Source organism: Pseudoalteromonas sp. APC 3893, from assembly GCF_030408095.1.
Lineage (GTDB): Bacteria > Pseudomonadota > Gammaproteobacteria > Enterobacterales > Alteromonadaceae > Pseudoalteromonas.
The window spans coordinates 1-11,978 of record NZ_JASDCD010000042.1 but is presented as its reverse complement, the minus strand read 5'-3'; the positions used below and the strand labels follow the sequence as shown (position 1 = coordinate 11,978).

Sequence of the window (11,978 nt, the reverse complement as noted above, 5' to 3'; positions counted from 1 at the left end):
AGCTGCCAAGTACCTCAACATTCATATAAACGCGGTGGTAATGAACACCTTGAAATCCCAAATCTGCTTGATAGACAGTTTGATGTTGTTGAACCAGATACCGTGTGGTGCGGTGATGTGACGTATAGTGTGCCCGGAGTTCAGCACTAGCAAGGAATGCTTTAATGAACCACGAGTCTATCTGAAAATACATGAGAAATACGGCAGGAGCTAAATTGTTTATGGCACTATCTGGTTGTGCAGATAGTTGAGTCTGAGCGGCAGTGACTTATCGTATGCTGATAAGGTGATGGAACTCGCTGACAACGGGGAGTGAGGCGAATTCGTTACGCCAAGATGCTCTTCTAGACTAAGTATTGGACGGATGAAGTACATGAACCGATTAACCCGCATCTATGGGCTGAAACGTCGCCATTGCCTACACGAATTAACAGGCAATATGATGCTGTAATAATACTAAATGTATGGGTATTATTACCAACTTGATAAATCACAGGTAGGTATTTATCAATGGATAAACGTTAAATCACAATTCAGCGTTTAAGCATTATCACCTTACAGCACGATAAGGTTAAAGACTGCGATCGGCATCCACCCCAATATGTTCGAGTTCAGATAGGTAAACCGGGGAAGGTTTGTTTGAATGCTAAGGGAGCACGACCCCGATGACAAATAAGCTGGCGGAGCGTTCGTAGTAGTCTGAGATGGGGAAAGCCCATTACATGGCGAAGGGGCGCAGTTTAATTGATTTGCGCAAGCAAATTACCTGACCTTAATGAGGTGAAGACCTTTGATAATCAGCGAACTGCAACGTAAATTAGCAACATGGACAGCAACCGATAAAACGCATCGCGTTAATCGATTACTGCGCCTTATCAGTCACCCGCAATGGCTTTGCCAAGCGGCCGAGGTAACGCTTTCTTCAAAGGGTGCCAAAACACCTGGCATTGATGGGATAACGAAAATTCATTTACAGGCTAATCTGAATGACTACCTAGATGAAATCAGAGATGATTTACTCTCAGGTAATTATCAACCTATGCCTGCCAGAAGAATTTATATTCCTAAAGCCAATGGGAAACAACGCCCTTTAGGTATACCAACCTTAAGAGACAGAATAGTGCAACGTGCCATGCTCATGGCAATGGAACCAATATGGGAAAATGACTTTCATTCATTATCTTATGGTTTTAGACCTGAGCGAAGCGTTCATCATGCCATTCGTACAGTTAAGCTACAGCTAACTGATGCAAATGAGTCGAGGGGCCGTTGGGTAATTGAAGGAGATCTATCAAGTTACTTTGATACAGTTCACCATCAATTATTAATGAAATGTGTGCGAAAGCGTATTAGTTGCCAAAGATTCAATAAATTACTTTGGCGATTTATAAAGGCAGGTCACATTGAACGTAATTTATTCTGTGCTACAAGTGAAGGTGTACCACAAGGTGGTGTTATTTCTCCACTGCTATCAAATATCATGCTCAACGAGTTTGATCAGTATTTGGATAAATGTTACTTAGGCAAGAAAGCACGTAAAGATCGTTGGTACTGGAATCGTACTATTCAAGATAAGCGCAATATTGCACTAAAGGAAAATAGACAATGGAACCCTGCGGTTGCTTATTGTCGTTATGCCGATGATTTTCTCGTGATTGTCAAAGGTAATAAACAACAAGCAGAAGCCATTCGTGATCAGTGTCGAAACTTCCTTGAAGGTAAGCTAAAACTTACGCTTAATATGGAGAAAACCCATATTACCCATGTAAATGATGGGTTTATCTTCCTTGGACATAGGATCATAAGGAAACGTGGTCCTAAAGGAAATATGCGTGTGGTGTCTGGTATTCCACATGGTAAGGCTAAAGCATTTTCTCATTCTTTGAGCCAAGCTTTATCTAGTGATCACAGTTGTAGCAAGATAGACAAAGTAGAACAACTCAGCCGCAAGCTTAAAGGCTGGGCGCAGTTTTATCGTCATACTGATTATACAGCTAAAATTTACAGTAAAATTGATCGTATAGTTTTCTGGAAATTAGCAAAATGGCTAGCGCGGAAATATCGTTGCTCCGTTAAGTCATTAATGATGAAGTGGATCAAACGACCGACGCCAAATCAGGCCAAGACTTGGGTATTATTTGGTAAAAGCAATCGAGGTAATTTATGTAGTGCTTCACTATATCGACTGGTGAGCAGTCCTAAGTTGCCCTTTCGTTGGCGATTACCTGAATCAAACCCTTATCTTAGAGATGAAATGAGAAATACTGTCACATCTCGCTACAGCGATGTTGCAATGGCTGTTAGCCACAATTAAGCGGAGAGCCGTATGCGCTGAAAGGTGCACGTACGGTTCGGGGAGGAGAGGCAGAGAAATAGTTCGACTACGTTCTGCCTCTTACTCTACTTTGGACAGGCAATCGCTGGGCTTATTTAGCCGTGGTTATTGATTTATTTGCACGCAAAGTGGTTGGCTGGGCAATGTCGTTGTCGCCAGATACTAATTTAACGCTAAAAGCGCTTGAACTCGCGTATGAAAGCAGAGGTAAGCCAAGTGGATTGATGTTTCACTCAGACCAAGGAAGCCACTATACAAGCTTGAAGTACCGCCAACGTTTATGGCGCTATAAAATCACACAAAGTATGAGTAGACGTGGAAATTGTTGGGATAATGCGCCAATGGAGCGATTTTTTAGAAGTTTTAAGACAGAATGGATGCCAAAGGTTGGATATGGAAACTTTATAGACGCTAAATATAGCGTGAGCGATTACATAAATGGATATTACAACAATGTTAGGCCGCATCATTATAATGCCGGTTTAGCGCCAAATGAATCTGAGGTTAGATACAAAGATTCCAAAACTGTGGCCAAAATTAGTTGACCACTACACCAGTCGCTCTTCAGCTGATTGAGTGTTAGAAGATGGTTTAGACGGTTGAGCTTGAGACTTCTTGACCCATGCTCTAAGTGTTTCTGGTGTACATCCCAGTTTATCTGAAATCGATACTAGCGCAGCCCAAAGAGAGGGGTATTCATGCTGTTGTGTAGTAACAAGCCTAATTGCACGTTCACGAAATTCTGATATATAGCGATTTGATTTTTTCATTGTTCCAGTTTCTCAAGTTATTGAGTCTCTGGCAAACACGGGGCGATTCACCCATGTAAAGCACCATTTATGAGGGTAATGCTTTATGTTAAATAGGGCTTTAAATAAATTTATCAGCCTTTGTGTGTGTGGTGTTTTTGCCAATGCTCTATAATGCGTCATTATATATCAAAGAATAGAACAGCCCATGGATATGTTATTAAATCCAACTGAAAACAATCGGCAGTATGAAGAGCCAAAATTTTGGGTGACACTAATATTGAAACACTTGCAACAAATACGCCGTAAAAAGTTTGGTGGATTTGCGTGAGTTTATTGAATCGAGCCATTCGAAGGGGTGGTCGGTTTAGCATTGAAGGATCACCGGCACTGTACACCGCACTTGAACTTAATTAAGCTTCAAGGTGACCGCTACATGGCTAATAGAGGGCGGATCCCGATTACTTGGAAACTATTTATCAAAGCTAAACTGTTGGCCGTTGAAGCTTTGCTTGTACCTAGTAATGCCAATGATGGTGGTGTCAACTTGGTGTTTTTTGAATGGTCAAATGAGACCATACAAATCCATGATCCTGATTTCAGACTTAGAGCTGTATATGGAAATAAACTAGAAGTGATATAATTCACACTAAGTCCGATACTAATGTTAGACTCAATCAATAGATAGATAATTTTGAAGAATGATTACAAGTAACTTTTATAAATTATTATATAAGTCATACACTTGCTACTCATGAGCCATCCCTTCACTGTAAGCTTACCGTTATAATGCTTACGGCAAATAAAATCATCAGGACTAGCAAGAACGACAATGTCATTTTTATTCAGTTGGATCAGTGCTTTAATTCAATGCTCATAATATCTAGGGCCACACTGAGCCTGAAATCTATCTAAGAAAGTTAGCTCATACTGCATTCTTGGTAAAATTTATACAGGGCTGTAAATCTAGCACTGTGCAGTAATGCAGAGTATTTAACGGTTGGTAAAATCATGATCTGAAATCAATGGTTGACCATTATTGACTATAACGTTAGCGACATAATTACCACAGATGTAAGCACGTTAGAGTGAATTTTTTAAATCATCGTTACGCATCATTGAGTTGATAATATTCGGATCCAACAACATAGAGAGTTTTAGCCACACACGGTCACATTCTAAATATAGAAATATTGACATAATCATTGTCGCGCCCCACGTGGTTGGCTAGTATTAAACTGAATTTATATACCCTCCTAAAGTATGTACTACACCAAAGCCACCGGCTTTGCGTACAATCTTTATTGGGCCGATGTCTATTCACGCTGGAAAACAGTAATAAATATGACTACAATCCTATTACGCAAGATAACTATAATTATCATGCGCAATAGAAAGGAACATCAAAGTGTGCTACCGTCTTATAAGACATTTTATATTTTAACCTGTTGTAGGTAACTTTACCCTGTGAATGAAAGTCTAAGACAGAGGCAAAAACGCCTCTCGCGTGAGCGCAATAACAAAACAACGATCCAGTTAAACCGTGGTAATAAAATGCGCTTGGAGAAAATAAAACTCAGTGAGGGATTCGATACGGTAGATGAAGCGCTTGATGAGGTGTTGTCATTTTATGAAGATGAAAAGCGAAACGAATGCTTAAGCTAACCGCGATCGTAATGCGAACTAACAGAGGAACTGCCAATGACTAATAACAGCGTGATCTTGGGAGCAGGTAATGGCGCCTTAACAGAAAGTATACATCATGAACAGTATGATGAAGTGCAGCGCTATTTTGATGATATCTTTGCGCGCTTACCGCATAACACGCGCCGTGCTTATATTTCAACGATGAAAAGCTTTAATCAATTTTGCGATGTGAATGGTGATCCGAGGTTCAGCCATAGTTTTGATGGTAATCTCACGAGTATTAAGGCCTATGTTACCTCTATGTGTGAGTCTCAACTCGCATACAAAACGGTTAAAACCCGCATCGCACTTTTGTCAAAAATGATGGCCATTGGTTCGTTACCTAATCCAATAAAAGACTCGGAGTACCTTAGAGACTTTATAAAATTAGAGCTGAGGGAATTCGATATTTACAATAGGGCTAACCAGGCCCCTGCATTAAGAATATCGGACTTAGCGGCAATTAATAACGATGTGGTGCCAGATAACCTATTGGATGTACGAGATCTGGCTTTAATAAACTTAATGTTTGATGGCTTACTGCGCGCTGATGAAGTGGCCCGAGTTCAAATAAAGCACCTTAATTTTGAGCAAAATAAATTTTTAGTCGAAAAATCCAAAGCGGATCAATCCGGTAAGGGTTCATTTAGGTATGCATCAAGGACAAGCTTATCTTATATCTCAGATTACATAAATGAAGCTAATATTGGTAAAGAACCTGAAGATAAAACCTCGTTGACGACCGGCATCCTCTTTCGGCCGATTTCGCCAAAAGGCACCTCCCTACTCCCCTACGATGAAAGCGAGAAGCGCACCAGTAATATGAAAGTACTCAATTACACGACTATATTCAGGGCGCTCAAGCGCATTGCGAAAAAAGCGGGGTTAGAGCTCGAAATTAGTGGCCATAGTGCGCGCGTTGGTGGTGCAGTGAGTATGTATGAAGCGAATATGTCATTAGCGGCGATTAAAAAAGCAGGGGATTGGACTTCTGAAGCCATGCCAGCGCGTTACACTGAGCAGGCAAATTCTGACCTTGATATGTCTATCTTAGCCAAAAAGTATGTTAGATAATAAATCTACTAGTTAGAAAATACTGATTTGACCCAGCAAAACAGGACACTTTATTAAGCTACGTTTAATTGTTCAGGACTTAGATAGCCCAGGGCAACTAAGTTAATGTGTATGATTCATAGAGATCGTTTTAATATAATACGGCTTTATGGGTATCCAAGGTGCTCGTCGCGATAAATCATGTAAAACAACGATACCAGATGAGCAACAAGATAAGCCAAAGGATTTGGTTAATCGTCAATTTACGGCAGAGCAGCCTAATCAACTATGGGTAGCTGATATCACCTATGGTGTGCTCGGAGTTCAGCACTAGCAAGGATTGTTTTAATGAACTACAAGTCTATTTGAAATGCGTAAATTAAATAGCAGGAGCTAGCTAATTTGCGTCGCTACTTGGTTGTGCAAGTAGTTGAGTCTGGGCAGCGGTGACTCATTGTATGCTAATGAGGTGACGTAACCTGCTGACAACGGGAAGTGAGGCGAATTCGTTAAGCCAAGATGCTTCTCTAGACTGAGTATTGGACGGATGAAGAACATGAACCGATTAACCCGCATCTGTGGGCTGAAATGTCGCCACTGCCTACACGAATTAATAGGCAGTATGATACTAATAGAGTGTTATAGGTAGGTGCATTCTATTCGATTTAATAGATGACAAATATGCATCTATTAATGGACAAAAGTTTACGTCACAATTTAAGCGTTTGAGTATCATCACCTTACAGCACGATAAGGTTAAAGACTGCGATCGGCATCCCCCCCAATATGTTTGAGTTCAAATAGGTGAACCGAGGAAGGCTTGCAGTGAATGTTAAGGGAGCAAGACCCCGATGACACGCAAGTTGGCGGAGCGTTCGTAGTAGGCCGAGATGGGGAAAGCCCATTACATGGCGAAGGGGCGCAGTTTAATTGATTTGCGTGAGCAAATTATCTGGCCTTAATGGGGTGAAGACCTTTGATAATCAGTGAAATGCAACGTAAATTAGCAACATGGACAGCAACCGATAAAACGCATCGCGTTAATCGATTACTGCGCCTTATCAGTCACCCGCAATGGCTTTGCCAAGCGGCCGAGGTAACGCTTTCTTCAAAGGGTGCCAAAACACCTGGCATTGATGGGATAACGAAAATTCATTTACAGGCTAATCTGAATGACTACCTAGATGAAATCAGAGATGATTTACTCTCAGGTAATTATCAACCTATGCCTGCCAGAAGAATTTATATTCCTAAAGCCAATGGGAAGCAACGCCCTTTAGGTATACCAACCTTAAGAGACAGGATAGTGCAACGTGCCATGCTCATGGCGATGGAACCAATATGGGAAAATGACTTTCATTCATTATCTTATGGTTTTAGACCTGAGCGAAGCGTTCATCATGCCATTCGTACAGTTAAGTTACAGCTAACTGATGCAAATGAGTCGAGGGGACGTTGGGTAATTGAAGGAGATCTATCAAGTTACTTTGATACAGTTCACTATCAATTATTAATGAAATGTGTGCGAAAGCGTATTAGTTGCCAGAGGTTCAATAAATTACTTTGGCGATTTATAAAGGCAGGTCACATTGAACGTAATTTATTCTGTGCTACAAGCGAAGGTGTACCATAAGGTGGTGTTATTTCTCCACTGCTATCAAATATCATGCTCAACGAGTTTGATCACTATTTGGATAAATGTTACTTAGGCAAGAAAGCACGTAAAAATCGTTGGTACTGGAATCGTACTATTCAAGATAAGCGCAGTATTGCACTAAAGGAAAATAGACAATGGAACCCTGCGGTTGCTTATTGTCGTTATGCCGATGATTTTCTCGTGATTGTCAAAGGTAATAAACAACAAGCAGAAGCAATTCGTGATCAGTGTCGAAACTTCCTTGAAGGTAAGCTAAAACTTACGCTTAATATGGAGAAAACCCATATTACCCATGTAAATGATGGGTTTATCTTCCTTGGACATAGGATTATTCGAAAGCGTGGACCAAAAGGTAATATGCGTGTGGTGTCTGGTATTCCACATGGTAAAGCTAAAGCATTTTCTCATTCATTGAGCCAAGCTTTATCAGGAGATCATAGTTGTAGCAAGATAGACAAAGTTGAACAGCTCAATCGTAAACTTAAGGGCTGGTCACAATTTTATCGACACACTGATTATACCGCTAAAGTTTACAGTAAAATTGATCGTATTGTTTTCTGGAAACTTGCTAAGTGGTTGGCGAGGAAATATCGCTGCTCTATTAAGTCATTAATGATGAAATGGATCAAACGGCCAACGCCAAATCAGGCAACGACATGGGTGTTGTTTGGTGAAAGTAATCGCGGTAATTTATGTGGTGCATCACTATTTAGGTTAGTGAGTAGTCCTAAATTACAATTTCGATGGCGATTACCTGAATCAAACCCATATCTTAGAGATGAAATTAGAAACACCGTCACGTCTCGCTATAACGATGTTGCAATGGCTGTTAGCCACAATTAAGCGGAGAGCCGTATGCGCTGAAAGGTACACGTACGGTTCGGAGAGGAGAAGCAGAGAAATAGTTCGACTACGCTCTGCCTCTTACTCTACTCGCTACGTGGAGCGGATTTTTTTACGTGGCCTTTCGTGATAGACGTATTCTCAGGGTACATCGTAGGCTGGCGTGTATCAACGACGATGCATACAGACCTCATTCTTGATGCGTTAGAGCAAGCCATTTGGCATCGTGGCGATCCAAAAGGGTTGATCCACCACAGCGATAGAGGGAGTCAATATTTGTCAATAAGATATACGGAACGACTTGCTGAAACAAGTATTCAAGCATCTGTAGGCAGTGTCGGTGATTCTTACGATAACGCAATGGCTGAAACGATAAATGGTTTATTTAAAACAGAAATTATTCGCAGGAATGGGCCATGGAAAAATGTTGATGCTGTTGAATATGCAACTTTAGAATGGGTCAGTTGGTTTAACAATCAACGGTTATACTCTTCAATTGGGTATGTTTGACCAGCTCAATATGAAGTAAATTACTATGACAATTTAAACGAGTCAGGTAAAGTGGCCTGACTTAAACAAACTGGTCTCCGATGAACTCGGGGCGATTCATAACACTTAATTACTGTAATTAAAATTACAGTAATGTATAGTACAGTATATGAACCCTCAATTCTGTTGGATGAAATGCAAAAGTTTTATAATCGTGAGTTACATCTCAAAGAGCTACGAGACATCTCTGATAACACTGAAGAATCCAAAGGCCGATTAAGTGTTGTAGTTGGCCGTCGCCGTGTTGGAAAAACTCGTTTGCTCAATGAAGTTTTTAAAGAAGTAGCCCATAAACACATCTATTTATTTATAAGCCGCAAATCAGAAAGTGCATTAGTATCTGAGTTTTCAGCGATTATTGAAAGCGCATTGAATACGAAGTTTTTTCATCCTGAATCTTTAAAAGATATTTTTGAATACCTATTAGATTATTCAACAAAGACACCTATTACTGTGGTCATAGATGAGTTTCAGGATATTGAAAGAGTTAATAATAGCTTTTTTTCAGACTTACAAAATTTATGGGATAGCTATAAAAATAAATCGATGATGCATCTGGTTTGTTGTGGTTCTTTATATAACTTAATGACTAAGATTTTCAAAGACGAAAAACAGCCTCTGCTTAATCGAGATGATCATTTCTTTAAAATTAACCCTCTAGCACCTAGTTATATTAAAGCAATAATGCAAGATAATGATAAGTATAACACTAATGACTTACTTGTTTGGTGGTGTTTATCTGGAGGGATCCCTAAATATCTAGAATGGCTTAATAACTCTGGCACCGCCCCCTTAGAGAAATTGATCTCAAGTAGTTCTCCCTTAATTAAAGAAGGTATGCACCGACTCGTCGAAGACTTTGGTTCAGAGCACAGAGCATATTTTGATGTATTGGGTGCAATTGCAAATGGATACAATAGTCGGCCAAGAATAGAAAGCTACCTCAATACGAGTGTTGGTGTAAATCTAGAAAAGCTTGAAAAAGATTTTGATATTATTAATAAGCTAAGACCTATTACTGCAAAAGATAATTCTAGAGATATTCGTTATAAAATAGCAGATGAGTTTTTAAGTTTTTGGTTTAGATTTATCTATAGCAATAGAAGTGCTGTGGAGATAGAAAACTATGACTTTATAAAACGCATTATTGACAGAGACTTTGATACCTACTCAGGAATACAGCTGGAAGAACTATTTAAGTCAATCCTTGCCGAGTCTAAGCAGTTTAATAATATAGGTAGTTATTGGGATAGCAAAGGTGAAGATGAAATTGATATTGTTGCAATTGATGATTTTGATAAAAAAATATTAATTGCTGAAGTCAAGCGTAGGTACAAACGATACAGTGAAGCAAAGCTTATAATAAAATCCAAGAGTCTGCTACAGAACTTAAACAAGAAAGGCTATAAAGTCTACTACCGAGCCTTTACTTTGGATAATTTGGATGAGATATTACTTGAGTTTTCAAGCTCGAAAGAAAAACATTAATGTTTTTCTTTTACTTTAATCTATACCATCATACTAGATGTTAAACCAGCAAACTCCATACATTCAACTAGTAGCCGTTAATTTAATAAAAAATAGAATATATAAGTAGTTCAGGGTATGGCATAGTTGCTTATATAGTATGATGGTATAGATTTGTTACTTATGGCTTTGTATAATGAAATTGAATATGCTTATCGCTTACTTGTGGATGCAGTTAATTCACTTAATAACTACTTGTTAGAAGCGACTGTTATTCGTGCTGAATGTTATAAATTACCTCCTTCATCTGGCGATATATCAAATACAAGTGGTTGGGAGTTTATTACACCTGAAGCTCATACAGGGTTTACCGCGTTAAGCATGTCTGTAAGCGCATTCTCTAAATTTACGCCTGATTACAGCCACTCGGCAAAATACCCATTTCGGTTGCCTGGTTTTATTCAACTACACCCAATACATAAAGAGCATATTACTGAGTTAGTTGCTTATTGTAACCTACAAAAACAACGCATTAAAAACGTGCTTAACTCAGCTAAATTAAACCAAGGTCAAAAACGAGAGCTCATTCAAAATATTTGTCCGAACGCAATTACATTACAAATTTATCGCCTTATCAAAACATCCTCCGCACCTGTGAAACGCGTTGGTTTTACTTGGTGTAATAAAAATAGCATGCAAACTATTAAAAAAGATGAGTTTTTAGCGCACCTAAAAGGAAGTAAAGACAACCCTCCAACTGGGCAAACTAAAGCAGAGTGGGCCCCGTGGGTAGATAAAGAAGTTGATTTAATTAAAAATAAAACCAGCGACTTTGTTAAAGTTAAACGCCCACTACCCATTGTACCTAAGTTAAATGTTTCATTTACTGATAATACAAAAACAATTATGTTTTATGGACACCTGCCAGTTATTGTCTTTACTGAGGAGCCTATAAAAATAACCCCACTTAGTAGCTACATTAATAAGAAAAGTAAAAAACAGCTCAATGATTATCTAATTAAGCGTCTTGTAGTGGTCAACTAATTTTGGCCACAGTTTTGGAATCTTTGTATCTAACCTCAGATTCATTTGGCGCTAAACCGGCATTATAATGATGCGGCCTAACATTGTTGTAATATCCATTTATGTAATCGCTCACGCTATATTTAGCGTCTATAAAGTTTCCATATCCAACCTTTGGCATCCATTCTGTCTTAAAACTTCTAAAAAATCGCTCCATTGGCGCATTATCCCAACAATTTCCACGTCTACTCATACTTTGTGTGATTTTATAGCGCCATAAACGTTGGCGGTACTTCAAGCTTGTATAGTGGCTTCCTTGGTCTGAGTGAAACATCAATCCACTTGGCTTACCTCTGCTTTCATACGCGAGTTCAAGCGCTTTTAGCGTTAAATTAGTATCTGGCGACAACGACATTGCCCAGCCAACCACTTTGCGTGCAAATAAATCAATAACCACGGCTAAATAAGCCCAGCGATTGCCTGTCCAAATATACGTCACATCACCGCACCACACGGTATCTGGTTCAACAACATCAAACTGTCTATCAAGCAGATTTGGGATTTCAAGGTGTTCATTACCACCGCGTTTATATGAATGTTGAGGTACTTGGCAGCT

Annotated in this window: 8 protein-coding genes and 5 pseudogenes; 11 read left to right on the top strand and 2 right to left on the bottom strand. The window is 39.4% G+C overall.

Annotated elements, in window-relative coordinates:
* The 3 genes and pseudogenes from QMA12_RS21500 to QMA12_RS21490 form a co-directional block, all read left to right on the top strand.
* Nucleotides 1-126, top strand: a pseudogene (locus tag QMA12_RS21500) (IS3 family transposase); the annotation flags it as partial.
* A 664-nt stretch (nucleotides 127-790) separates the two neighbouring features.
* Complete coding sequence (gene ltrA / locus QMA12_RS21495; RefSeq protein ID WP_290211432.1) at nucleotides 791-2,314, top strand: group II intron reverse transcriptase/maturase; 1,524 nt, start codon at nucleotides 791-793, stop codon at nucleotides 2,312-2,314.
* 80 nt (nucleotides 2,315-2,394) lie between these two features.
* A pseudogene (locus QMA12_RS21490) lies at nucleotides 2,395-2,880 on the top strand (IS3 family transposase); the annotation flags it as partial.
* Between the two features lie 3 nt (nucleotides 2,881-2,883).
* Here the strand turns inward: QMA12_RS21490 and QMA12_RS21485 are convergent.
* On the bottom strand, nucleotides 2,884-3,105 hold the full coding sequence (locus tag QMA12_RS21485; RefSeq protein ID WP_290211433.1) for a transposase: 222 nt from the start codon (nucleotides 3,103-3,105) through the stop codon (nucleotides 2,884-2,886).
* Between the two features lie 415 nt (nucleotides 3,106-3,520).
* Here QMA12_RS21485 and QMA12_RS21480 point away from each other — a divergent pair, with 415 nt between their 5' ends.
* The 8 genes and pseudogenes from QMA12_RS21480 (at nucleotide 3,521) to QMA12_RS21445 (ending at nucleotide 11,383) form a co-directional block, all read left to right on the top strand.
* Nucleotides 3,521-3,727, top strand: coding sequence for a hypothetical protein (locus QMA12_RS21480; protein WP_290211434.1), 207 nt, complete (start codon nucleotides 3,521-3,523; stop codon nucleotides 3,725-3,727).
* 824 nt (nucleotides 3,728-4,551) lie between these two features.
* Nucleotides 4,552-4,749, top strand: a complete 198-nt coding sequence (locus tag QMA12_RS21475) for a hypothetical protein (RefSeq protein WP_290211435.1) — start codon at nucleotides 4,552-4,554, stop codon at nucleotides 4,747-4,749.
* Between the two features lie 36 nt (nucleotides 4,750-4,785).
* The gene (locus QMA12_RS21470) at nucleotides 4,786-5,844 is read left to right on the top strand and encodes a tyrosine-type recombinase/integrase (RefSeq protein WP_290211436.1); all 1,059 of its coding nucleotides are present in this window, start codon (nucleotides 4,786-4,788) and stop codon (nucleotides 5,842-5,844) included.
* A gap of 148 nt (nucleotides 5,845-5,992) precedes the next feature.
* Nucleotides 5,993-6,133, top strand: a pseudogene (locus QMA12_RS21465) (IS3 family transposase); the annotation flags it as partial.
* Nucleotides 6,134-6,799: 666 nt separating this feature from the next.
* Nucleotides 6,800-8,323 (top strand): annotated as a pseudogene (ltrA, locus tag QMA12_RS21460) (group II intron reverse transcriptase/maturase).
* Between the two features lie 83 nt (nucleotides 8,324-8,406).
* Nucleotides 8,407-8,833: pseudogene (locus QMA12_RS21455) on the top strand (IS3 family transposase); the annotation flags it as partial.
* 174 nt (nucleotides 8,834-9,007) lie between these two features.
* On the top strand, nucleotides 9,008-10,360 hold the full coding sequence (locus QMA12_RS21450; protein WP_290211437.1) for an ATP-binding protein: 1,353 nt from the start codon (nucleotides 9,008-9,010) through the stop codon (nucleotides 10,358-10,360).
* Nucleotides 10,361-10,522: 162 nt separating this feature from the next.
* Nucleotides 10,523-11,383 (top strand): DNA replication terminus site-binding protein, encoded by an 861-nt coding sequence (locus tag QMA12_RS21445; protein ID WP_290211438.1) that lies wholly within the window; start codon nucleotides 10,523-10,525, stop codon nucleotides 11,381-11,383.
* Here QMA12_RS21445 and QMA12_RS21440 read toward each other — a convergent pair.
* On the bottom strand, nucleotides 11,376-11,978 hold a 603-nt coding region (locus tag QMA12_RS21440; RefSeq protein ID WP_290211439.1), incomplete at its 5' end, for an IS3 family transposase. The two genes, QMA12_RS21445 and QMA12_RS21440, sit on opposite strands and share 8 nt — an antisense overlap.